Below are 23,869 nucleotides of genomic sequence, written 5' to 3'. Positions count from 1 at the left end.
TCAACTTTTAGGCCTCTTGGTGGGCGGTGCCGCATCCGGCAACTCGCACGGACGAACTGTATCCACCCTCGGAATGGCTTTGACCGCCGCGTCCGCCGATGTGGCACAGCTCACGGGACATGGATAGACGGCCCGCGTGATCCAAATCACAATTCCGGCCGGATTGTGCGACGAGGTTGCCAGTCCCGCGCGTCAGCGGATACCTTCCTAGGGTCCAGATAACGTTATGGTCACGATACGAGGACATTTCAGGTTGCCCCAGCACCGTTTTGCCACGCCCGCTGCCGTAACAACAGGCATCTTGAGGGTGAGTCGCGCGGCAGGCGCCCGGTCGGCGGAGCCCCATCGCACCGAAGTCACGGAGATCCTTCCGCTCGACGGCTTCGACTTCGATGACCTTGATTTCAGCGATTCCTATGACGACGTCGGCGATCACGCCGGCCTGGACTTCAGCAACGACTCGACGTTCGACAACGAAGCGCAGGTCCTGCTGGCGCCGGAGCTCGACGACCTCCACGAGGTCGACGACCTGAGGCCTCGGTGGCTGGCCGCGCCCGCCACCGAGGTGTTGCCGCGGGTCCCCGTCGAGCCCCACACCGAGCGCCGCCTCGATCGCGCGCGCGCCACCGACGTCGTCGGCGCCGCCCGCCGCGGAGGGCAGCACCGCAAGCAACCCACCAGCGCGGCCCGCGGTCGCCTGCTGATCTCGGCGATGGCCGCCGGCGCCGCCGCCGCAGCCGCCCACACGGCCACCAGCCACGCCGACACCCCCAAGACCGAGGCGGTGCTGACCGCCAACGCGTCCGCGCTCACCGGCGGGTCGGGCAGCAACACCGTCCGAGGCCCTCAGGTGATCGCGGTGGAGCCCGCGGCCACCGCGGCGCTGCACAACCAGGAACTCGCCCGGGGTGTGGCCTTCGCCAACGACCGCGCCGAGCGCGAGGCGCGCTTGCAGCAGCCGCTCTACGTGATGCCGACCAAGGGCATCTTCACCTCCAACTTCGGTTACCGCTGGGGCGTGCTGCACGCCGGCATCGACCTGGCCAACTCGATCGGCACGCCGATCCTGGCCGTGTCCGACGGCGTCGTCATCGAAGCCGGACCGGCCGGCGGCTACGGGATGCTGGTCAAGCTGCGGCACGCCGACGGCACGGTCACGCTCTACGGTCACATCAACACCGCCCTCGTCAGCGTCGGCGAGCGCGTGATGGCCGGCGATCAAATCGCCACCATGGGCAACCGGGGCAATTCGACCGGCCCACACCTGCATTTCGAGGTCCTGCAGGGCGGCACCGAGCGGATCGATCCGGTGCCGTGGCTGGCTAAGCGTGGCCTTATGGTCGGCAACTACGCTGGTTGAGGTGACCGCGCCGAACGAACAACCTTCCGGTCCGCCTCCGTCCGAGCCCACTGCGGAGCCCTCATCTCCCTGCGATTCACGGACGCGGATCATCCGCCGCGCGCCGACCGGACCGATCCCCACCACGCCGGACTCCCCTACTAGTCAATTCGTTCCACCGACCCCGACGTCCCGGGGCGGCCCGCGTGCGGGACGGACGGGTTATGCCGGAGTGCCGGCCCTGGAACCCAGCGATCGCACGGCTGTCGCCGCCTGCGCGGTCAGCATTCTCAGCGGATGGGCCACGTCGGTGGTGGCCACCGATCTGATCGCCGGCTGGTGGCGGACCGATCGCCTGTTCTGCATCGCGGTGGCGTTTCTCGCCCTGGTGTTCGGCGCCACCACGGTGACGGGTGTGATCGCGCTGCTGCAGCGCCGACCGGTCAGCCGCTACCTCCTGTTGGCCGGCGCGCTCGTCGCTTTCCTCACCTATATCGGCGTGTTCATCGCCGGCGCCCGTGTGGCGTGGGTCGTGCACCTGCTGCCGCTGTTGCCGATCTCCACGGCGGTGCTGGTGATGCTGCCGCAAACCAAACGCTGGCTGGACGCCTGACCTTCGCCGAACGTGTTCTGGCGGCGAAGATTTCGCCGATTTCTCGCCCAGGGTGCACGTTCGACGCGCTGTATTCTCGCCCGATTAGAGCTTGCTGATCGGGGCGTGGTTGTGCATCAGCTTGACCCGTCCCGAGCTGCCGAAGTCGATCAGCGACATCGCCGATTCGCCGACGCCGGAAACTTCTTCGACCCGTCCCAGGCCGTACTTGTCGTGGGTCACCCGGTCGCCGGGTTCGAGCACCAGCAGCGGTCGTTTGCTCATCCCGGAACGAGTGGGCGCCGCGCGCGGCGGGCCGAATCGTCCGGCGCCGCTCACCGGCGCGCTGAACGACGGCGCCGGCGCGGTGCGGCGCCAATCGATCAGTTCTTGCGGAATCTCCCGCAAGAAACGGGATTCCGGGTTGAGCATGGGCTGCCCCCAGGAGGAGCGGACGATGGCCCTGCTCAGGTACAGCCGCCGGCGGGCCCGGGTGATGCCCACGTAGGCCAGCCGCCGCTCCTCGGACAGTTCGGTCGGGTCGTCCAATGACCGCATGTGGGGGAACATCCCGTCCTCCCACCCGGTGACGAACACCACCGGAAACTCGAGGCCTTTCGCGGTGTGCAGGGTCATCAGCGTGACCATGCCGGCGCCGTCCTCGGGGATTTCGTCGCTGTCGGAAACCAGCGACACCCTTTCCAAGAACTCCGCCAGCACACCGGTATCCGGCACGTCCTCGTCTTCGGGCGTGTGCAGCGACTCGTCCAGCGCGTCGGCGTTCGCCCGGTCGGTGCTGAATTCGTGTGCGACACTGACGAGTTCGTTGAGGTTGTCCAACCGCGCCAGTTCCTGGGGATCGCTGGAGGATTCCAGCTCCCTGCGGTACCCAGTGCGTTCGAGCACCGACTCGACGAGATCCCCGAGATCGTCATCCAAGCGGCCGCGCAGCTCGTCGAGAAGCTCGACGAAACCCGCGATCGCCTTCTCCGCGCGGGAATTCAGCATCGGCACTTTGCCTTCGGCCGCGGCGACGAGTGCGTCGGCGAAGCTGGCCCCGGTGTTCTCGGCGTACACCGCCACGCAGGCCTCGGCGCGATCTCCGATGCCCCGTCGCGGGGTATTGAGGATGCGCCGCATGCTGACCGCATCCCCGGGGTTGTCCAGCACCCGCAGATAGGCGACAATGTCGCGAATCTCCTTGCGCTCGTAAAACCGCACTCCCCCAACGACTTTGTACGGAATCCCGGCGCGGATGAAGACCTCTTCCAACGACCGCGACGAGTTGTTGGTGCGATAGAAGACGGCGACGTCGTTGTAGGTGATCTCGCCCTTGTCGGCGAGCGCGTCGATCTCCTCGGCGACGAATCTTGCCTCGTCGTGCTCGTTGTCGGCGACGTAGCCGACGATCAATTCGCCGGCGCCTTCGGCGGTCCACAGGCGTTTGTCCCGGCGCCCGGAATTGCGGGCGATCACGGAGTTGGCCGCCGACAAAATGTTCTGCGTCGACCGGTAATTCTGTTCCAGCAGAATGGTTGTCGCGTCGGGGTAGTCGCGTTCGAAGTCCTCGATGTTGCGGATGGTGGCGCCGCGGAATGCATAGATCGACTGGTCGGCGTCGCCGACCACGCACAACTCGGCGGGCGGCACATCGTCGGACGATGCCGGTGCTTCTGTGCCGCCGCGGCCCACCAGTTCCCGCACCAGCACGTACTGGGCGTGGTTGGTGTCCTGGTACTCGTCGACGAGCACATGCCGGAACCGCCGCCGGTAATGCTGGGCGATCTGCGGGAAAGCCCGCAACACCGCCACGGTTTCCCCGATCAGGTCGTCGAAGTCCAGCGCGTTCGCCGCCCGCAACCGGCGCTGATACTCGCCGTAGACGCTCGCCACCGTGCGCGACAACTCGTCGGAATCGTCGTTCAGCTTGGAGACCGCGTCGGCGGGGTCGATCAGCTCGTTCTTCAGGTTGGAGATGGCGTTGGCCAACAGCCGCGGCGAGTAGCGCTTGATGTCGAGGCCCATGTCGCGCCCGATCATCTGCAACAGCCGCCGCGAATCGTCGGCGTCGTAGATCGAAAAGTTGGAGTTGAGGCCTTCGATCAGGGACGCCTGGTTGCGCAGGATGCGCACGCAGGTCGAGTGAAAGGTGGACACCCACATGGCGCGGGCCCGGTTACCGACCAGCCGCACCACCCGCTCCCGCATCTCGGCCGCGGCCTTGTTGGTGAAGGTGATCGCCAGCACCTGGCCTACCCCCACGCCGCGGGCCGCGATCAGGTAGGCGATGCGACGCGTCAACACAGCGGTCTTGCCCGAACCCGCCCCGGCGACGATCAGCAGCGGGGAGCCCTCGTGCACCACCGCCTGGCGCTGTTGCGGGTTGAGCCCCTCGAGCAGTTGATCGGCTTCCGAGGCCGGCTTGGTATCTGTTGCGTGCACACTCATGTCAGTCCAAACTTACCGCCGCCCAGTGACACAAAGCGCCCAGGCATCAAACCAGGCTAGTGGTTCGGCCGGCCTGGATCGCGCCCCGCGGGCCACCGGAGAATGGGCGTGTCGGAACGCATTCTTCGACCCCGTTCTCGTGCCGGTGCCGTAATTGCACCCCAGTCCAAAAAGCGCAGCTTAAACATGTTTTTTTGCGCGCCCACCGTTTTTAATGGCACACTCATTTCGTGCTCAATGTGCAGTGTCGACGACGCTCCTCGACCCCGGAGTGGCGTTGCCGATTTCCCTACGGGTGCCGTTCCGCGGTGCCCGTGGTCTAACTGCTTCCGCAGAGCCCCGGACCCGCCTTCGGCGCCCGGGGCTCGTCTTCAGTGAGGCCCGATACTGCATGAGTCCAGAACCCACACATCACGACGAAGGCGCGGAGGCAGCAGGGATGAACATCGAGACGGTGGAGACCCAAGGGGCCACCGACATCGACGACCTACGTCTCGAGATCGATCGGCTGGACGCCGAGATCCTCGCCGCGGTCAAACGGCGCACCGAGGTATCACAAGCGATCGGCAAGGCCCGGATGGCCTCCGGCGGGACGCGACTTGTCCACAGCCGCGAGATGAAGGTCATCGAGCGCTACAGCGAGCTCGGCCCCGACGGCAAGGACCTGGCGATACTGTTGCTGCGGCTGGGCAGGGGCCGGCTCGGTCACTGAGCCCGGCGCTCGCCCCCACACCTGGCTCCTTCACGTCAGAGCCCATAGGGTCGAAGCATGACGGCCCGCGTCGGCGACGATGCAGAGCGAAGCGATGAAGAGGAGCGACGCCAATGACGTCCCTGCACACCCTCCCCGACATCACCGCAACCCCCGCGTGGGACGCCCTGCGCAGGCACCATGAACGCATCGGCGCCACCCATCTGCGCCAGTTCTTCGACGAGGACCCCGATCGCGGCCGCGAGCTGACCGTCTCGGTCGGCGACCTCTACATCGACTACAGCAAGCATCGGATCACGCGAGAAACGCTGCGGCTCTTGGTCGATCTGGCCCGCACCGCCAACCTCGAACAGCGGCGCGACCAGATGTTCGCCGGTGTCCACATCAACACCTCGGAGGATCGGGCGGTGCTGCACACCGCGCTGCGGCTACCCCGGGACGCCGAACTGACCGTCGACGGTCAAAACGTCGTCGAGGACGTGCATGCCGTGCTGGACCGGATGGGCGACTTCACCGACCGGTTGCGCAGCGGTGAATGGACCGGAGCGACCGGCAAACGGATCAGCACCGTGGTCAACATCGGCATCGGCGGATCGGACCTCGGCCCGGTGATGGTCTACCAGGCCCTGCGCCACTACGCGGATGCGGGCATCTCGGCGCGCTTCGTCTCCAACGTCGACCCCGCCGACCTGATCGCCACCCTGGCCGACTTGGACCCCGCCACAACGCTTTTCATTGTGGCATCGAAGACGTTCTCGACTCTGGAAACCCTGACCAACGCCACCGCCGCGCGCCGCTGGGTGACCGACACCCTCGGCGACGCCGCGGTGGCCCAGCACTTTGTGGCCGTCTCCACCAACAAGCGCCTCGTCGACGACTTCGGGATCAACACCGACAACATGTTCGGGTTCTGGGATTGGGTCGGCGGCCGCTACTCGGTGGATTCGGCGATCGGCCTGTCGGTGATGGCCGCCATCGGCCGGGAAGCGTTCGCGGACTTCCTGTCCGGATTCCACATCGTCGACCGGCATTTCAAGACCGCCCCGCTGGAGTCCAATGCTCCTGTGCTGCTTGGCCTTATCGGCCTGTGGTATTCCAACTTCATGGGCGCGCAGTCGCGCGCGGTGCTGCCGTACTCCAACGACCTGGCGCGTTTCGCGGCCTACCTGCAGCAGCTGACCATGGAGTCCAACGGCAAGTCGACCCGCGCGGACGGCAGCCCGGTCACCACCGACACCGGTGAAATCTTTTGGGGCGAACCGGGAACCAACGGGCAGCACGCTTTCTATCAGTTGCTGCATCAGGGCACCCGGTTGGTGCCGGCCGACTTCATCGGCTTCAGCCAACCAATCGACGACCTGCCCACCGCCGAGGGCGACGGCAGCATGCACGACCTGTTGATGAGCAACTTCTTCGCGCAGACCCAGGTGCTGGCCTTCGGCAAGACCGCCGAGGAGATCGCCGCCGAAGGCACACCCGCCGATATCGTGCCGCACAAGGTGATGCCGGGGAACCGGCCGTCGACCTCGATCCTGGCCGACCGGCTCACCCCGTCGGTGCTGGGCCAGCTGATCGCGCTCTACGAGCATCAGGTTTTCACCGAGGGCGTCATCTGGGGAATCGACTCGTTCGACCAGTGGGGCGTGGAGCTGGGCAAAACTCAGGCCAAAGCCCTGCTGCCGGTGCTCACCGCCGAGGCCTCCCCGGCGCCGCAATCGGACAGCTCGACCGACGCCCTGGTCCGCCGCTACCGCAGCGAACGAGGCCGGACCAGCTAGATCGGTCCTCAGGCGAACATCTTGGTCAGCTGAGGCGGCAGCACCCGCATCAACTGCACCAGCGGCGCCCACGGCCACCACGGCACCGCCGCCCGCCCGGGCTCCCGCTCCATCGCGGCGACGAGCGCGTTGACGCCAGTTTCGTTGTCCACCATCAACATTGTGCTGTTCGACTTGGCCGTCATCTCCGACTCGATGTAGCCGGGTTCGATGACCGACACCTTGACGGGTCCCTTGGCGTATTCGGCGCGCAACGATTCGCGCAGCGAGCTCAGGCCGGCCTTGCTGGCCGCGTACGCGGCCTTGACGCCCGGCACGCCCTTGTTGCCGAGCACCGACGAAATCAGCACCAGGTGGCCCGAACCGGTCTTGTTGAACATCTCCAGCGCGGTCTCGATCTGCACCAGCGCGGCCACCAGGTTGGTCTCGAGGGTCGCCTTGTTGGCCCACAGCTTGCCGGAGCCGAGTTTGGCGCCCTTGCCGATGCCGGCGTTGACGATGATGCGGTCGATGCCGCCCAGCTCGTCGCTGAGTTCGGCAAACACTTTGGGGACGGCCTCGTGGTCGTTGACGTCCAGCGCGGCGACGGCGATCGTGACGCCCGGATACTTCTGCGTCAGCTCGGCTTTGAGCTCCTCGAGCCGGTCGGTGCGACGCGCGCACAGGGCGAGGTCGCGGCCCTTGGCGGCGAAGGCGCGCGCCATGCCGGCGCCCAGCCCGGAGCTGGCGCCGGTGATGAGGATCTTCTGGCGAGTCATCGGGGCAGCATATCGACAGGTGTCAAGTCCCGGACGGGCGACTACTTCAGCAAACGCGACATCCGCCGGTCGGCCAGGACCTTGCCTCCGGTCTGACACGTCGGACAATATTGAAAAGACTTGTCCGCGAATGACACTTCGCGCACGGTGTCCCCGCACACCGGGCAGGGCAGTCCCGTGCGGGCGTGCACGCGCAATCCGGAGCGCTTCTCACCCTTGAGCGTGGCAGCGCCCTGGCCGACGGAGCGGCTCACCGCGTCGGTGAGCACGGTGGTCATGGCGTCGTGCAATGCGGCGAGCTGCTTCTCGGACAGCTTGCCGGCGGTGGCGAACGGCGAGATCTTCGCGACGTGCAAGATCTCGTCGCTGTAGGCGTTGCCGATGCCGGCGATCACCTTCTGGTCGGTGATGACGGTCTTGATCCGCCCGGTGTTGCCCGCCAGAACGCGGGCCAGGTCGTCGGGGCCGAGGTCCAGCGCGTCCGGCCCGAGCGAGGCGATCTGTGGGATCTGCTGCGGGTCGCTTACCAGCCACACCGCCAGCCGCTTCTGGGTGCCGGCCTCGGTGAGGTCGAAGCCGGGCGCCTCACCGGGCGTGCCCAGGTGCACGCGCAGCGCGATCGGGCCCTTGCCGGGGCGCAGCGGCGCCGCGGCCAGCTTGTCGGACCACCGCAACCAGCCCGCCCGGGACAAGTGGGCGACCAGGTAAAGGTCGTCCGTCCGCAGCCCCAGGTATTTGCCCCAGCGGTCGGCCCCGACCACGGTCTGGCCGTGCAGCGCGCTGATCGGCGGGTCGAAGGTCTTCAGGACGGACAGGGCGGCGATGTCGACGCGGCCGACCGTCAGGCCCACGGCGTTGCGCCGTAGATGGTCGGCCAGCGCTTCGATCTCGGGCAGTTCGGGCACGGTTTCAGTCTGCCGGTCGGAGCAAATAGGTGTCCATGATCCAGCCGTGCCGGGCGCGCGCCTCGGCCCGCTGGGAAACGATGCGGGGTCCCACTTCGCCGACCGTGCCGGCGATGAGCAGTTCGTCGTCGGTGCCCAGGTAGGCGCCCCACCAGATGCGGGTCTTAGGCGGGCACGTCTGGAACGAGCAGTCCGCGTCGAGCATCACGACCGCATCGCCGGCCAATCCGTGCGCGCGCAGCTGCCGGCCGGTGGTGATCAGGACGGGTTCGCCGACCCCGTTGAGCGGGATGCGATGCCGGGCGGTCAGCGCCTGTATGGCGGTGATGCCGGGGATCACGTCGAACGTGAAATCGACCTGCGCGGCAACAGCGTCGAGGATGCGCAGCGTGCTGTCGTAGAGCGACGGGTCGCCCCAGGCCAAGAATGCGCCGACGCCGTGCGGACCCAGCTCGGCCGAGATGGCGTCGGCCCAGATCTGCGCGCGCGCGGCATGCCACTCCGCGACGGCGTCGCGGTACTCGGCGTGATCTGCGCGCTTGGGGTCGGGCAGCTCGACGAACCGGTAGCCCGGTTCGCGGATGAACCGGGCGCAGATCTCGCGGCGCAGCGCCACCAGGTCGCTTTTCTGGTCGCCCTTGTCCATCGCGAAAAACGCCTGCGTGTCGTTGAGCGCCTCGATCGCCTGCACGGTCACATAGTCGGGATCGCCGGCGCCGATGCCGATGACGTGGATGTGCCGGCCCAATGAACTCTCCTGACTCGCGTCGCTGCTCGACCACATTGCCGAATCGATACCGAATAGACCTAGTCGGGACCTGAAGTACCCAGTACCATGGGTACCGTCTAAGCACCCAATGGAGGGACGCCAGGGATGACCACGTCGCTGAAGCCAGGTGGGCCGAGCCGTGAAGAGTTCTCCGAGCGCTTGCTGAAGGGCTCGGTCAAAAAGTCGTATGAGCCCGTCGTCGACATCGACTGGGACGCTCCGCTCGACCCGGACAAGTTCTATCTGCCACCGCGGTTTGTGTCGCTGTACGGCACCCCGATGTGGGACGAGATGACCCGCGAACAGCAGATCGAGTTGTCCCGCCAGGAATTGGTCAACACCCTCTCGGCCGGGATCTGGTTCGAGAACATGCTCAACCAGTCGTTGCTGCGCACGATCCTGCACGAAGACCCGACCAGTAACTCGACGCATTACAAGCTGACCGAACTGGGCGACGAGACCCGTCACATGGTCATGTTCGGCAAGGCCATCGAGCGCGTCGGCGCAAAACCGGTGCGCCCCCGGCTGTTTCACCGGATGATCATCAACTTGCTTCCGCTGGCGTTTCAGCGCGGGTCGATGCTGTGGGTGGCCGCCCTGATCGGCGAGGAGATCTTCGACTCGCTGCAGCGGCAGATGATGGACGACCCCGAGCTGCAGCCAATCATTCAGCGGCTCATGCGCATCCACGTGACCGAAGAGGCGCGTCACATCCAATTCGCGCGCGACGGCGCGCGCAAACGCGTCGCCGAAATGCCCCGGTTCAACCGCTGGTTCATGGCCAACATCAACGGGCTGGGCGGCTACTTCTTCAACTATCTGTTCAGCAACCCGGTCCCTTATGCGCGAACGGGTCTCGACCCGCAGCGGGCCCGAAAGACCGCGCGCACCAGCCCGCATCGCCGTGACGTTCAGGTCGCCGGCTTCGCACCACTGGCGGCGTTTCTCACCGAGGTAGGCCTGATGGGCCGCTTCGCGCGCCGCGGCTGGAAGCGCAGCAGGTTTCTGTGACGGCTTCGCGCCCCGGCAGCGAAACACGTTGCCACACAGCCATTGTCGGCGCGGGGGCCGGCGGTCAGAGCGCCTGTGATGCGTTGTCGGGCGCCGGCTTCACCGACCTGGTCCTGCTCGACCGGCCCGGCCAGGACGTCCTCCGGTCGCGGTTCGACGACGCCTCCGACACTTGGCTGTTGACCACGGCCGGTGGCGAGATCGTGCGGGCCGATGTCGTCGTCGCCGCGGGTGGAGACGTCTACGTTCCCTGGGTGCCGCACCTTGACGGGCGTGACGAGTTTCGCGGCGAGTCGTTTCACTCGGCGGCGTGGGAGCCGGCGTTTGACCCGTCCGGCAAGCGCATCGCGGTCATCGGCACCGATGCCGCTGCCGGCTACCACCTCGGCCCGCTGGTCGAAGCCGCGGCATCCGTCACCGTCTTTGCCCGCGCACCCCGCCGTGTGGTCACCGAGGTGCCGCTGTGGTCTACCCGCGTCGCGCGCTGGCTGCGCCGCCACACCCGCCCGAGCGCGTCGCGGCCGTCGGTGGTGATCGCTTCGTCGGCGGTCGAGACGGTGACCCCGTCGGGGGTGCGCACCGGCGATGGTGTCCACCACAGCGTCGACGCCATCGTCTACGGCACCGGATTCTCGATCGCCGATCACGTCGCCGACGAGACGCTGACCGGCGCGGGAGGGCTGCCCATCCGAGAGGCCTGGCACGACGGCATGGAGCCGTTCTGCGGGGTGGCGGTGCGCGGGTTCCCCAACTACTTCTTCATCACCGGTCCCGACCCGGACGCGCAAGCCCGCTACATCGTGGAGTGCCTAAAGCTCATGCAGCGCACGGGCAGCCGCGGCATCGAGGTGCGCGCCAGCAGCCAGCATGTCTTCAACGAACGCGCCCAGCTGCGACCGATCGAGCCGCCACCGGCGGCGTCCGCCTTCGACCTATCGGCCAGCGCGCCTGCCAGCGACGACGCCTACGACGGCACCGCCACGCTGGAGATCGCCGGAAGCCGTCATCCGGTACGGGTCCGGCTCACCGGCCATCTGGACCCGATCGACGGTCGCTACCACTGGCAGGGAACCGTGTTCGGTTCGCCGTCCGACAACCTCAAGCAGGCGCGGACGGCCACGCTGACGGTGGGTGAGCGCAGTGCGCCGGCGCGCATCGTCGAACGGACACCCTGGGGCACGCACTCGGTTGCGGGCGTGGGCGCTCCCCCCTACGCGCTGAGCATTGGGTGAACGGGCACCGCGGCTGCTGACGGAGGCCAGCGTATTTCTGCAGGAAACGACCTGTTTTCAGGCCATACCAGAAAGTTTGGCCGCGCCCCCTATGTGGTAATCCCGTGGAACAGCGCGTGTTGGGCAATGAACTCCATTGTGCGTGCGGGGCGGTGCGGATCGACGCCGCGACGGGCACGGAGGGGGGCGCATGATTCATTCGATGCGGGGCTGCGGCATGAGTCCGGGGGGATCGGGATCGCGGCCTGCCGCTTTTCGGTGCAACGAAGCGAGCTCGCCGCGAACTAGACTTTTGCCGCTGAGGGCGGATACTCAAGCAGTCGGCCCGGCAGAACACACAAGGAGCGGGAAATGAAACCGGACGTCCCGATCGAGCTGGGATGAGCCCGGTGGCTGAGTCGGCCAGCTCACTGGCCGTCGCGACGCGAACGGATGATTCGATCGCCGTTCTGACCGTCGACGGCGTGCTTGACGCCGCCAATTCCACCGCACTGCGCGACCGCCTCATCAAGGCGACATCCGACGCGGCTTCCGCCGTCATCCTCGACGTCTCCGGCCTCAAGCTGAACGCCGAACCGGCATGGTCGACCTTTATGGGCGCCTACTGGCAGATCGGCAGCGCGGCCCACGTTCCGATCGTCTTCGTCTGCAGCAATCGGGCGACCCGCGAGGCGATTACGCGCAGCGGGATCGCGCACTTCATGCCGGTGTATTCGAGCCAGAAGGCGGCGATGAAGTCGCTCGGGCAGAACGGCCGTCGTGCCGTGCGGCGCGCCGACGCGCAGCTGCCCGCCGACCTGACCAGCCTGCGCGAGTCGCGGCGGCTGGTCCGCGAGTGGCTCACCACGTGGTCGCAGGCCAAGCTCATCCCCGTCGCGTTGGTGGTCGTCAACGTGTTCGTGGAGAACGTGCTGGAACACACCGCCGGCGTCCCGGTGATGCGGCTCGAGGCGCAGGGCACGACGGCGACCATCGCGGTCTCCGATGCCAGCAACACGCCCGCCGTGCGGCTTCCGTCTCCAGCGAAGGGCATCGACGTCTCCGGCCTGGCGATCGTCGACGCGTTGTCCCGCACGTGGGGCAGCACGCCGACGGGGTCCGGCAAGACGGTGTGGGCGGTCATCGGCCCCGAGAACCAGCTCTGACTCGTTCCAACCAGTTCTAGCCACACCCATCTGGCGGTTGTGCTGAAACTAGAACACGTTCTAATGTCGTGGGACGACCCCTTCAGGAAGGCAGATGACGTGCGGTTTACCTACGCAGAGGCGATGACTGACTTTCGGTTCTACGTCCCGCTGGCCAAGGCGGCCGAGGCGGCCGGCTACGACGCCATGACGATCGCCGACAGCATCGCCTACCCGTTTGAATCCGACTCGAAGTACCCCTACACCCCGGACGGCAACCGCGAGTTCCTGGACGGCAAGGAGTTCATCGAAACCTTCGTGCTGACATCGGCATTGGGGGCGGTCACCTCGAAGCTGCGGTTCAATTTCTTCGTCCTCAAGCTGCCCATCCGGCCGCCGGCGTTGGTGGCCAAGCAAATTGGGTCGCTCGCCGCGATGACCGACAATCGGGTGGGTTTCGGTGTGGGCACCAGCCCGTGGCCCGAGGACTACGAACTGCTGGGAGTCCCGTTCGCCAAGCGCGGCAAGCGGATGGACGAATGCATCGAGATCATCCAGGGCCTCACCTCCGGTGAGTACTTCGAATTTCACGGCGAGTTCTACGACATTCCCAAGACCAAGATGACGCCCGCGCCCACCAAGCCCGTCCCGATCCTGATCGGCGGTCACGCCGACGCGGCGCTGCGGCGCGCGGCCCGCCTGGACGGCTGGATGCACGGCGGCGGTGACCCCGAAGAACTCGACCAGCTGCTGGCCAAGCTCAAGTGTTTCCGCGAAGAAGCCGGCACGACCGGGCCTTTCGAGATCCACGTCATCTCCGCCGACGCCTACACCCCCGACGGCATCAAGCGGCTCGAGGACAAGGGCGTCACCGACGTCATCGTCGGCTTCCGCATCCCCTATATCAAGGGCAAGGACACCGAGCCGCTGGAGAACAAGATCCGCAACCTGGAGATGTTCGCCGAGAACGTGATCGCGAAGCTTTAGCGGCGGTCGCAAGCGCGGCGCAAGCCGGGCGCAGCGGGCCGCCGCCATCAGGCAAGCGGCGGTCGCAAGCGCGGCGCAAGCCGGGCGCAGCGGGCCGCCGCCATCAGGCAAGCGGCGGTCGCAAGCGCGGCGCAAGCCGGGCGCAGCGGGCCGCCGCCATCGGGCAAGCGGCGGTCGCAAGCGCGGCGCAAGCCGGGCACTATCTCGTCACAGCGGATCCCACCTGGGCGCGCGCTTCTCCTGGTGAGCCTTGGCGGCCTCAACCGGGTTGTTGGTGAAACCGCTGAGGACCTGAGTGCGGTTCTCGATCTCGATGGCATGGCGGAGGCTGGGTGCGTCCAGCGCGGCATTGAGCCCAATCTTCGTCTGCCACACGCCATAAGCGTTGTTCTCGGCGATCGAGCGGGCCAGCCTCAGCGCGGCTGGCATCAGGTCGTCGGGCGCGACCACCTCATGCACCAGCTTGATGCGATAGGCCTCGGCCGCGTCGATGATGCGGCCGGTGAGCATGAGTTCGCGTGCCACGCCGGCGCCGACGATCTTCGGCAGGAGGTAGCTGGTGCCCATGTCCATCGACGAGAAGCCGGCCTTGATGAACACCGAACCGAACCGGGCCTGATCCGAGGCGACCCGGATGTCGCTGACCAACGTGAACGCCAGGCCGCCCCCGACGGCGACACCGTTGACCGCCGCGATCACCGGGATGTCCAGCTCGTAGATCCGGGTGTACAGGTTGGCCAGCCGGACCTGAGCGTCGTAGGTGACCTTGAACGCCGGGGTGGTCGGCTTGTTCTGCGTCCACGGCTGCCCGGTGCCGCTCAAATCCGCTCCGGCGCAAAATCCGCGTCCGGCACCCGTCAGGATCGCCACCCTGAACTCGCCCGCGCTGAGCGCGTCCAACGCGTCGTCGACGCCGTCGATCAACGACCCATCGATCGCGTTGAGGCGTTCGGGCCGGTTCAGGGTGATGCAGGCGATGTTGTCCTCGAGGGTTTCCAGGTTCACTGAAGGCATACCGAGACCGTAGGCGACCGATCGGGCATACCGTGGTTGGGCCACACATCGAAGGAGCAGCCATGGCACGAAGCGAGGGCGACACCTGGGACCTGGCCAACAGCGTGGGCGCCACCGCCACCATGGTGGCCGCGGCCCGGGCGGCCGCCACCAGGCGGCCGCAACCGGTCATCACCGATGAATTCGCCGAGCCGCTGGTGCGCGCCGCCGGCCTGGACCTGTTCACAAAGCTGGCAACCGGCGAACTCGATTCCTCCGACATCGAAGAAGGGGTCGGGTTTTCGCGGTTCGTCGACACCTTCGCCGCCCGGGCGCTGTTTTACGACGACTACTTCGCCGCGGCCGGGCAGGCCGGCCTACGCCAGGTCGTGATCGTGGCGTCGGGGCTGGATTCCCGCGCCTACCGGCTGCCGTGGCCCGCGGGGACGACGGTGTACGAGATCGATCAGCCCGAGGTGATCGCGTTCAAGACCGCCACGCTGGCCGAGATCGGCGCGGCCCCAACCGCCGAGCTGCGCACCGTGGGTATCGATCTGCGCGAGGATTGGCCGGCGGCCCTGCAGGCGTCGGGCTTTGACCCGAGCAAGCCGACGGCGTGGCTGGCCGAGGGAGTGCTGATCGGGTTCCTTCCGCCCGACGCCGAGGTGCGGCTGCTGGATGCCATCATTCCGCTGTCCAGCGAGGGCAGCCGGTTCGCCGCCGATTTCGGGGCCGTGGCCGGCACGTCGCCGGAAGCGCTGGAGAAATCCCGGCTCATGGCCGAGGGGTGGCGACGGCAGGGGCTCGACCTGGACATCACCGCGTTGACCTATCCGGGGGAGCACACCGACGTGGCCGCGCATCTGCGGGCCAACGGATGGGAGACCACCGAATTCCGGCTCTCCGACCTGTTTTCGGCGGCGGGCCTGCCGGACTTGGGGGAAGCCGAGCACCAGGCGCCCGCCGCCACGATCAGCTTCGTCCGCGCGGTGCGGACCTGAAGCGTCACACAGGCCGTTTGGCCAGCCACTCGGCCTGCATCACGAGCAGGCCCATGACCTCCAATTGCGGTGTCTGCGGGTCGAATTCGCGGTAGCGCTGATAGACGTTGACGACGACGCGCTCGGCGTCCAGCCAGGACGCGTACTCACCGAGATCAATGGTGTCGGCGGCCTCCGCCCACGACAGCCCCTTGTGGTAGGCGGCCTCGGCCTGTTCGGCGACGTGCACGAGATAGCCACGCACAGCATGGATCCCATCCGGATCGGTGACCGGACCGTGGCCGGGTACCACCGTCGGCGCGTCCAGCGCAATCATCGCGTCACAGGCGGCGACCCAGTTGGCGATCGGGCCGGCCCACACGATGGGCGTGCAGCCGATGAACAACAGGTCGCCGCCGAACAACACCCCCGCGTCCGGCACATGCACCACCGAGTCGGCGGCGGTGTGCGCGGGACCGAGATTCAGCACATCGATGCGCCGCCCACCTACCTCGACGGCAAGGTTGCGCTCGAACGTCTGATCCGCATTGCGCAGCTTGATGTTGCTGAAGTCGAAGTGCCCGAAGCGTTCTCGTGTGTACGGCGTGGCGACCGGCCCGAGGTTGGCGGTCTGCGCCATGGCGAGCATCTCCGGGGCCATCCCATGTTCGATTTCCTCGGCGGTGCCGCGCGCGGCGATGATGCGCACCGAGGGATCGAGCAGTTGGTTGCCGTGCGTGTGGTCCCCGTTGGAGTGCGTGATCACCGCGTGGGTGATCGGCGCGGACGCGGTGAGCGGCCGCATCGCGGTGAGCATTTCGCGGGTCAACGCCAGGTCGAACAAGGTGTCCACCAGCAGCGACGCCCCGTCGCCGGCGATCAGCCCGGCGTTGCTCCATCCGTAGCCGCCGTCGGGCAGGGTCCAGGCCCAAACCCGGTCGCCGACCTCGTGCAGCCCGCGGGTGTAGGGCACCCGCGCGCGGGCCGGGTTGACTCGCGGCGGGGCGGGAGCGGCGTCCGGATTCGGCCGCGCCGCCAGCGGGTGCGGGGAACCGCTGGCCCGCACGGTTTGCCGGGTCTCCCCCAGCCCTTCGACCTGGAGCGTGACGATGTCGCCGTCGTGCAGCCAGCCCGGAAACGATTCCAGGGCCGCCGGATTGAGATGCTCGACCAGCGTGCAGGTCGGCACGGTCCCGGAGCCGATGACGTCGCCGGGCGAGAGGGTGACGCCGCGCGAGGCATAGGAGATGACCTCGCCGAAGGTCCAGTCCATCTGGGCGGTCGACCCGGAACCGATGACGACGTCGTTGACCAGGGCGGTGACCCGCAGGTCCAATCTGCCCGGATAGGAGGGGTGACGATACGGTTCGAGCTCGTCGGGGGTCACCAGGTACGGGCCCAGCGTGACCCCGCTGTCTTTGCCCTTGCCTTGCCCGATCCCCAGTTGGCTCTCCATCTGCTGCAGATCGCGGGCGGACCAGTCGTTGAAGATGGTGTAGCCGATGATCGCCTGCTCCGCCTCTTCGACCGTGAGATCTTTGCCCCCGGTCCCGATCACGGCAGCGATCTCCAATTCGAAGTCCTGCCACGCGCTTCCGGGCGCCGTGGGGGCGTCGTCGTACGGACCCAAAACGGTTGCCGGGCAGGCGAAGTAGAAGGCCGGTATGCGGTACCAGGAGTCGCCGAGGGTGCGCCCAGCGCCCAGCGCGGCCTGGCAGTTGCGCATGTGGTCGAGGAAGCACAGGGAATCACGGATGGACGGCGGGCGTGGAATCGGCGCCAGCAATCGCACCTCCGCCAGCGGTGCCACCGCCGCCGGGGATCGCTGCGCATCCTGCCCCGCCTGCCGCAATCCCTCGGAACCGCGGGCGACGAGATCGAGCAGCGTCACGCCCGGTGGCATCGCATAGATCGTGTCGCCCGAGACCACGCCGACGTTTTCTGCGCCCGAAACATCTTGATAGGTAACCCATTTCACTCGCGCACCACCTCACTCGCCTCCTTGTCCGGTCGTAGTCCGCGCCAACTCGATTGGCGTAACCGGTCATCCGGGGTCCACTCGCTGTAGCGCACCTCCCCGACCAGCTCCGGCCGCACATACGTCACGCCGCGCGCTTCGCTCCTGGGAAGCGGTGGGTCAAAGGGGGATTCGTCGGTGTGCAGCGGTGCCAGCGTCTTCTTCAAGTTTGCCAGGTCGCGGTCGGTGAACCCGGTGCCGACGCGCCCGGCGAAGTGCAGTCCGCCCGCGGTGGGGATACCCATCAGCAGTGAGCCGATGCCGCTGCTGCGTCCGCCTTCCCCGGCTTTCCAACCGCCGATGACGACTTCCTGGGTGTTCCAGTGCTTGTCCTTGATCCACGACGACGAGCGGCGGCCCGGCTGATAGGTGGAGTCGCGCTTCTTGGCGATCACCCCCTCCCAACCGCGCTCCGCGGAGTGCTCCAGCGCCTCCCTGCCGTCGCCGGGCAGTAGGTCGGGGACGATGAGCCTGCTGCCGGCGGCCAACATTTCCAGCAGTTTTCGCCGATCCCGGTAGCGGGCCCGCAGCAACGAGCGGCCGTCGAGGTAGAGCAGGTCGAACGCCCAGAATTCGACCCGTGAGCCCCGTCCACGGTTTTGCATCTCGTGAAAGTTGGGCACCCCGGAGGAGTCCAGGACGACAGCCTCCCCGTCGAGCACCACGTGATGGTCGGCGAGATCGTCTGCCAGCCAACGCAGTTCGCGGTATTCCTGGGTGACTTCGCGACCGCGTCGCGACCGCACCCGAAAGGCACCGTGGTCGGCCTCGATCAGAAGCCGGTAACCGTCCCATTTGCCCTCGAACGCCCACTGACCTGCCTTCAGGGCCGTCACCGAACCGTGGGTGGCCAGCATGGGTGCGATGGTGTCGAACTCGAAGACCTTCTGGTCCTTCATCCGATGTGCCAACCACTGGTCGCCATTGGTTTGAATCAGCGCGTAGCGTCCGGAGATCTTGCTGCCGTGCAGGTTGACGATGACCTCCCCTTTTTCGGCGGAGTCATTGAACTTTTCGGCGTCGTAGGTTCCGGAGTCCCAGATGATCACCTTGCCCGCGCCGTATTCGCCCTTGGGGATGACGCCTTCGAACCCGCCGTATTCCAGCGGATGGTCCTCGGTGTGGACCGCCAGGTGGTTCACCGACGTGGTTTCGGGCAGGTTTTTGGGCACCGCCCAGGACACCAGCACGCCGTCGCGCTCCAGCCGGAAGTCGTAGTGCAGGCGTCGCGCGTGGTGTTCCTGGATGACGAAGGTGTTTCCTTGGCCGACAGCGGGTTTCGCCGCCGGAACCGGCTCGGGGGTCTTCGACGCGTCGCGCATGCTGCGGTACTTGGTCAACCGATCCGGCACCGGAGCGTCCTCGTCCAGCTCTGCAAGCAGGTCGCCGACGCGCGCGACCCGGGACAGCACTTCGTCATACCGCAGCTGGCGCAGCGACGGGTCGTCGAGTTCGTCCCAGGTGCGCGGCGCCGCGACGGTGGGATGTTCGCGTCCGCGCAGGGAATACGGCGCGATGGTCGTCTTGGAGCCGTTGTTCTGGCTCCAGTCCAAAAAGATCTTCCCCGCCCGCAGGCTCTTGGTCATGGTCGACGTGACAAGCTTGGGCATCGTCTTTTCCAGCTGTTGCGCAACGCGTTTGGCCAACACCGTGGCGCCTTTGCTGCTCACCGGCTCGTCGAGCGGCGCATACAGATGCAGTCCCTTGCTGCCGCTGGTGAGCGGGAAGGTTCTCAGGCCGATCCCGGCGATCAGGTCGCGCACGGCGCGCGCCACCTTGGACATCTGCGCCATCGTCACGCCTTCGCCGGGGTCGAGGTCGAACACCAATCGCGTCGCCGGGCCGGGCTTGAGTTCTTCGGCCCGGCTGCGGGTCCACTCGGCGACGAACCGCCACTGCGGGACGTGAACCTCCAGCGCCGCCTGTTGGGCGATCCAGGCCAGGCCGGTGGGGTCGTCGATGATCGGATAGGTCGTCGTTCCGGATCGATGGGTCACGCTGGCGCGCGGCAGCCAGTCGGGTGCCGACGCGGCGAGTTGCTTCTCGAAAAAGGATTCCTGTTCGACGCCGTTGGGCCAGCGTTTGCGCGTGGCCGGACGCCCGGCGATGTGCGGGATCATCACCTCGGCGATCCGCGTGTAGTAGTCGAAGATGTCGCTCTTGGTGGTTCCGGTGGCGGGATACAGCACTTTTTCGGCGTTGGTCAGCTTGACCCGTGGCCCCGCCGTCGGACTCATACTCTGAGTCTATGGGCGGCGCGCTGGTCATCGGTGAAGCGCTGATCGACAGGGTCGAACGGCGCGGCGCCGTCGAGCACGTCGGCGGCAGCCCGCTCAACGTCGCGGTCGGGCTGGCCCGGCTGGGTCGTCACGTCGACTTCTTGACCCATATCGCGGACGACGAATCCGGCCGGCGCATCGCCGCGTACCTGAAATCCTCTGGTGTGCAACTCGTTCCGGGAAGTGTCTCGGCCGAACGCACGCCGGCCGCGGTCGCGACGATCGCCGACGACGGCTCGGCCGCTTACACATTCGATCTGCAATGGCGGCTTTCCGGTACGCCCGAGGTGGCACCGCCGCTGCTGGTGCACACCGGGTCGATCGCCGCCGTGCGCGAACCGGGGTGCTTGGCGGTCGCCGCGCTGCTCGAGGCTTACCGCGTCTCGGCCACCGTGAGCTTCGATCCCAACGTGCGACCGTCGCTGATTCCCGACCGTGACGCCGCGCAGGCCCGCATCGCACACCTGGTCGAGCGCAGCGACATCGTCAAGGTCAGTGACGAGGACTTGAAGTGGATCGATCCCGACCGCGAGCCCCAGCGCACGGCCCGGGGGTGGCTGGCGTCGGGACCCGCGATCGTCGTCCTGACGCTGGGCGCCCGCGGCGCCGTGGCGTTCTGCGCAGCCGGCGATGCCCGGGTGGAGGCCACGCCGGCCAGGGTGGTCGACACCGTCGGTGCCGGCGACGCCTTCATGGCCGGTTTGCTCGATGCGCTGTGGGAATTGGGTCTGTTGGGCGCCGACCGCCGCGCCGCCCTGAGCCGGGTCGGGCTCGACGCGCTCACGGCGGCACTACAAGCCGCCAGCCTGGCGTCGGCGCTGACGGTCTCGCGGGCCGGCGCCGACCTCCCCGATCGCGCCGCGCTGCGGGCCCAAGCAAACCGGCGCCGCTAGTGTCTTCGAGCGCGGCCCTTTCGCCCGCGGATGTAACGCCACGGCGAAAATTCGAGGACAATCTCGCCGTGGCGTTACGGGCGCGGGCTTTTGAACAGCGGCGCGGCGGCGGGGGTGCTGTTAGGCAGCGAACAGTGTGGGCATACTGACTTACATGCGCTCCATCTGGAAGGGTTCCATCGCGTTCGGGCTGGTGAACGTCCCGGTCAAGGTGTACAGCGCCACCCAGGACCACGACATCAAGTTTCACCAGGTGCACGCCAAGGACAACGGCCGCATCCGATACCAGCGCGTGTGCGAGGTGGACGGCGAAGTCGTCGAATACCGTGACATCGCCCGGGCCTACGAATCCGATGACGGCCAGATGGTCATCATCACCGACGACGACATCGCCACGCTGCCCGAGGAACGCAGCCGCGAGATCGAAGTGCTGGAGTTCGTGCCGGCCAGCGATGTGGATCCGATGCTGTTCGACCGCAGCTATTTTTTGGAGCCCGACTCCAAATCGTCGAAATCCTATGTGCTGCTGGCCAAGACGCTTGCGGAGACGGACCGGATGGCGATCGTGCACTTCACGCTGCGCAACAAGACCCGGCTGGCGGCGTTGCGGGTCAAGGACTTCGGCAAGCGCGACGTGATGGTCATCCATACGTTGTTGTGGCCCGACGAGATTCGTGATCCGGACTTCCCGATCCTCGACAAGAAGGTTGAGGTCAAACCCGCCGAGCTCAAAATGGCGGGGCAGGTGGTTGATTCGATGGCCGAGGAGTTCAACCCCGACCGCTACCACGACGACTACCAGGAGCAGCTGCACGAGCTGGTCCAAGCCAAACTCGAAGGCGGAGAGGCGTTTACCACCGAGGAGCAGCCCAAGGAGCTGGATGAGACCGAAGACGTCTCCGATCTGCTGGCCAAGCTGGAGGCCAGCGTGAAGGCGCGCTCCGGTGGAGGCAACGGCAAGGCAGCGGAGAAAAAGGCGCCCGCGAAAAAGAGCGCGGCGAAGAAGACCGCCGCCAAGAAGGCACCCGCGAAAAAGACCGCCGCCAAGAAGGCTCCGGCCAAGAAAGCGGCCTCGAAGTCCTGACCCGACGCGCCTCGGTCAGCGTTTGCGGGTCGCCAGAAATCGGGTGGCCGCGGCGACGACGTTGATCACGGCGACCATGATGATGAGCGTCAGCGCCGCACCCCAGATCCGCAGGAATCCGGCGTGTTCGGGGTTGGTGAGCTCGGTGTAGATCAGCAGCGGCAGCGAGGCCATGTTGCCGTGGAAGATGTCGAAGTTGATCGACCTGCTGTAGCCGACCAGCACCAGCACCGGCGCGGTTTCGCCGATCACCCGCGCGATGGACAACAAGATGCCCGAGACGATGCCGGGCATCGCGATCGGAAAGACGATCGAAACGATGGTCTTCCATTTCGGCACACCCAGCGCGTAGCTGGCCTCGCGCAGGTCGTCGGGCACCAACCGCAGCATTTCCTCGGCGGAGCGCACCACCACCGGCAGCATCAGCAACACCAGCGCGAGCGACACCGCAAAAGAGCTCTGCTGGAAGCCCAGGGTGGCGATCCAGAGGCTGAAGATGAACAGGGCCGCGACGATCGAGGGGACCCCCGCCAGCACGTCGACCATGAACGTGGTCAGCCGCACCAGGCGGCCAGAACCGTATTCGACGAGGAAGACCGCGGTCATCAGGCCCAGCGGCACGGCCAGCACGGCGGCCACCCCGGCCTGCACCAGCGTCCCGTACAGCGCGTGGTAGACGCCGCCGAGGAACTGTTCGGGCAGCACGCCGCGCAGCGAGTGGGTCCACCACCCCGACCGGGTCACGGCGTACCAGCCTCGTGCGACCACGATCGACAGCACCCAGAACAGCGGCACCAGCGCGATGAGGAACGAGGTGAGGAAGAAGATCGTCGCGGCGCCGTTGGTGATCCGCCGCCGGAAGCTGAGCGGCCTGAACACCTCGGCCTTGACCGGCCGGTCGAGCGCGTCAACCGTCATGAGCGCCGCTTCTCCTCATCGCTTCGCCCTGCATCGTCGCGGCGCGCGTCATCCGTTGACCTTGCCGCCGGCGATCGCGCGGGCCAGCGCGTTGACGATGAACGTCAGCACGAACAGGGCGAATCCCGCCGAGATGTACGCCCCGGTGGGCAGCGGTGCGCTGAACTCCGCGGCCGCCGACGCGATCTTGGAGGCAAACGTGTAGCCACCGTCGAACAGCGACCAATTCCCCGGACGGGCGGCCGAACGCAGAATGATCAGCACCGCCACGGTCTCGCCCAGCGCGCGTCCCAACCCCAGCATCGAGGCGGCGATGACGCCGCTGCGGCCGAACGGCAGCACGGTCATCCGCACCACCTCCCACTTGGTGGCGCCCAGCGCCTGCGCCGCTTCCATCTGGATGTGGGGGGTCTGCCGAAACACCTCGCGCGAGACCGACGTGACGATCGGCAGGATCATCACCGAGAGCACGACGCCGGCGGTGAAGATGGTGCCGCCGCCGGCCAACGACACGTTGCCCTGTTTGAACAGGAAGAACCATCCGAGGTGCCGATTGAGAAACGCCGCGACCGGCTCGAGCCGGGGGGCCAGGACGAAGATTCCCCAGAGCCCGAAGATGATCGACGGCACCGCGGCGAGCAGGTCCACCACCGCGCCGAACGGGCGCCCCAGCCGCTTCGGCGCGTATTGGGTGAGGAACACGGCGATACCGACCGCGATGGGTACGGACAGCACCAGCGCGGTGAGCGAACTGAGCACCGTGACCATGAGCAGGTCACGGATGCCGAAGGCCAGGTTGTGGGGGTTGCTGGTGCTGAACTCGGCGCTGGTGAAGAAGTTTGCGTGATTGACGCGCAACGACGGCAGGGCGCGCAGCAACAGGAACACCGCGATCAACAGGATGGCGACCACGATCGTGGAACCAGCGGCCGCGGCGACCAGCTTGAAGATCCGGTCGCCCCGCCGCGACACGCGTGCATTCAGCGCCGTTGATGCCGGTTTTTCCGCGGTCGACGGGCTGGTTGCTGTTCCTCGTGTCACGACCACCTC

General features: G+C 67.0%; 20 protein-coding genes and 1 pseudogene. 11 read left to right on the top strand and 10 right to left on the bottom strand.

Annotated elements, in window-relative coordinates; genetic code table 11:
* The first annotated feature begins 307 nt into the window (after positions 1-307).
* Both OCU_RS29655 and OCU_RS51480 read left to right on the top strand, forming a co-directional pair.
* Positions 308-1,360, top strand: a complete 1,053-nt coding sequence (locus tag OCU_RS29655; protein ID WP_014379278.1) for a M23 family metallopeptidase — start codon at positions 308-310, stop codon at positions 1,358-1,360.
* Between the two features lies 1 nt (position 1,361).
* Positions 1,362-1,952 (top strand): hypothetical protein, encoded by a 591-nt coding sequence (locus tag OCU_RS51480; protein ID WP_193375134.1) that lies wholly within the window; start codon positions 1,362-1,364, stop codon positions 1,950-1,952.
* 84 nt (positions 1,953-2,036) lie between these two features.
* Here OCU_RS51480 and pcrA read toward each other — a convergent pair whose 3' ends face one another.
* A complete protein-coding gene (pcrA, locus tag OCU_RS29645) occupies positions 2,037-4,379 on the bottom strand; it encodes a DNA helicase PcrA (protein ID WP_014379277.1) in 2,343 nt (780 codons plus the stop codon).
* Between the two features lie 391 nt (positions 4,380-4,770).
* Between pcrA and OCU_RS29640 the strand changes: the two genes are divergently transcribed.
* A complete protein-coding gene (locus OCU_RS29640; RefSeq protein WP_072501217.1) occupies positions 4,771-5,091 on the top strand; it encodes a chorismate mutase in 321 nt (106 codons plus the stop codon).
* Between the two features lie 113 nt (positions 5,092-5,204).
* On the top strand, positions 5,205-6,869 hold the full coding sequence (gene pgi, locus OCU_RS29635) for a glucose-6-phosphate isomerase (protein WP_014379276.1): 1,665 nt from the start codon (positions 5,205-5,207) through the stop codon (positions 6,867-6,869).
* An 8-nt stretch (positions 6,870-6,877) separates the two neighbouring features.
* On the opposite strand, the gene OCU_RS29630 is transcribed toward pgi, so the two are convergent.
* The 4 genes and pseudogenes from OCU_RS29630 to cobF all read right to left on the bottom strand — a co-directional run bounded on the left by OCU_RS29630 (position 6,878) and on the right by cobF (position 9,280).
* Positions 6,878-7,627 carry an SDR family oxidoreductase gene (locus tag OCU_RS29630; protein ID WP_014379275.1) on the bottom strand — a complete coding sequence of 250 codons (750 nt, stop codon included), beginning with the start codon at positions 7,625-7,627 and terminating at the stop codon, positions 6,878-6,880.
* Between the two features lie 41 nt (positions 7,628-7,668).
* Complete coding sequence (locus OCU_RS51595) at positions 7,669-8,136, bottom strand: zinc finger domain-containing protein (RefSeq protein ID WP_225337269.1); 468 nt, start codon at positions 8,134-8,136, stop codon at positions 7,669-7,671.
* Positions 8,137-8,337: 201 nt separating this feature from the next.
* Positions 8,338-8,478, bottom strand: a pseudogene (locus tag OCU_RS51590) (Fpg/Nei family DNA glycosylase); the annotation flags it as partial.
* A gap of 58 nt (positions 8,479-8,536) precedes the next feature.
* Positions 8,537-9,280 (bottom strand): precorrin-6A synthase (deacetylating), encoded by a 744-nt coding sequence (gene cobF / locus OCU_RS29620; RefSeq protein ID WP_036458267.1) that lies wholly within the window; start codon positions 9,278-9,280, stop codon positions 8,537-8,539.
* A 126-nt stretch (positions 9,281-9,406) separates the two neighbouring features.
* On the opposite strand from cobF, the gene OCU_RS29615 reads away from it, so the two are divergent.
* From OCU_RS29615 to OCU_RS29600, 4 genes are all read left to right on the top strand, one after another.
* Positions 9,407-10,312, top strand: coding sequence for an AurF N-oxygenase family protein (locus OCU_RS29615; protein ID WP_014379272.1), 906 nt, complete (start codon positions 9,407-9,409; stop codon positions 10,310-10,312).
* Positions 10,313-10,566: 254 nt separating this feature from the next.
* Positions 10,567-11,544, top strand: a complete 978-nt coding sequence (locus OCU_RS29610; protein WP_225337268.1) for a DUF4873 domain-containing protein — start codon at positions 10,567-10,569, stop codon at positions 11,542-11,544.
* A gap of 380 nt (positions 11,545-11,924) precedes the next feature.
* On the top strand, positions 11,925-12,689 hold the full coding sequence (locus OCU_RS29605; protein WP_008253988.1) for an STAS domain-containing protein: 765 nt from the start codon (positions 11,925-11,927) through the stop codon (positions 12,687-12,689).
* Between the two features lie 99 nt (positions 12,690-12,788).
* Positions 12,789-13,655, top strand: a complete 867-nt coding sequence (locus OCU_RS29600) for an LLM class flavin-dependent oxidoreductase (RefSeq protein WP_014379270.1) — start codon at positions 12,789-12,791, stop codon at positions 13,653-13,655.
* A 207-nt stretch (positions 13,656-13,862) separates the two neighbouring features.
* Here the strand turns inward: OCU_RS29600 and OCU_RS29595 are convergent, their stop codons facing one another.
* Positions 13,863-14,669 (bottom strand): enoyl-CoA hydratase/isomerase family protein, encoded by an 807-nt coding sequence (locus tag OCU_RS29595; RefSeq protein WP_036396658.1) that lies wholly within the window; start codon positions 14,667-14,669, stop codon positions 13,863-13,865.
* A gap of 62 nt (positions 14,670-14,731) precedes the next feature.
* On the opposite strand from OCU_RS29595, the gene OCU_RS29590 reads away from it, so the two are divergent.
* Positions 14,732-15,649, top strand: coding sequence for a class I SAM-dependent methyltransferase (locus OCU_RS29590; protein WP_014379269.1), 918 nt, complete (start codon positions 14,732-14,734; stop codon positions 15,647-15,649).
* 4 nt (positions 15,650-15,653) lie between these two features.
* Here OCU_RS29590 and OCU_RS29585 read toward each other — a convergent pair whose 3' ends face one another.
* Positions 15,654-17,606, bottom strand: coding sequence for a fumarylacetoacetate hydrolase family protein (locus OCU_RS29585; RefSeq protein WP_014379268.1), 1,953 nt, complete (start codon positions 17,604-17,606; stop codon positions 15,654-15,656).
* A complete protein-coding gene (locus OCU_RS29580) occupies positions 17,603-19,882 on the bottom strand; it encodes an ATP-dependent DNA ligase (RefSeq protein ID WP_014379267.1) in 2,280 nt (759 codons plus the stop codon). The genes OCU_RS29585 and OCU_RS29580 overlap by 4 nt, the downstream gene beginning before the upstream one ends.
* Positions 19,883-19,893: 11 nt before the next feature.
* On the opposite strand from OCU_RS29580, the gene OCU_RS29575 reads away from it, so the two are divergent.
* Together OCU_RS29575 and ku are read left to right on the top strand one after the other, a co-directional pair.
* On the top strand, positions 19,894-20,817 hold the full coding sequence (locus OCU_RS29575; RefSeq protein WP_009953048.1) for a carbohydrate kinase family protein: 924 nt from the start codon (positions 19,894-19,896) through the stop codon (positions 20,815-20,817).
* Between the two features lie 154 nt (positions 20,818-20,971).
* Positions 20,972-21,901, top strand: coding sequence for a non-homologous end joining protein Ku (gene ku, locus OCU_RS29570; protein ID WP_014379266.1), 930 nt, complete (start codon positions 20,972-20,974; stop codon positions 21,899-21,901).
* A 15-nt stretch (positions 21,902-21,916) separates the two neighbouring features.
* On the opposite strand, the gene pstA is transcribed toward ku, so the two are convergent.
* Together pstA and pstC are read right to left on the bottom strand one after the other, a co-directional pair.
* Positions 21,917-22,819: a phosphate ABC transporter permease PstA gene (gene pstA, locus OCU_RS29565; RefSeq protein ID WP_008253952.1), complete on the bottom strand. Its 903-nt coding sequence runs from the start codon at positions 22,817-22,819 to the stop codon at positions 21,917-21,919.
* Between the two features lie 48 nt (positions 22,820-22,867).
* Complete coding sequence (gene pstC, locus OCU_RS29560; RefSeq protein WP_014379265.1) at positions 22,868-23,866, bottom strand: phosphate ABC transporter permease subunit PstC; 999 nt, start codon at positions 23,864-23,866, stop codon at positions 22,868-22,870.
* Between the last annotated feature and the right edge of the window lie 3 nt (positions 23,867-23,869).

The sequence above is a fragment of the Mycobacterium intracellulare ATCC 13950 genome (assembly GCF_000277125.1).
GTDB classification, from domain to species: Bacteria; Actinomycetota; Actinomycetes; order Mycobacteriales; family Mycobacteriaceae; genus Mycobacterium; species Mycobacterium intracellulare.
Note: the sequence above shows the minus strand (reverse complement) of the source record. Positions and strands in the feature narration are given on the sequence as shown.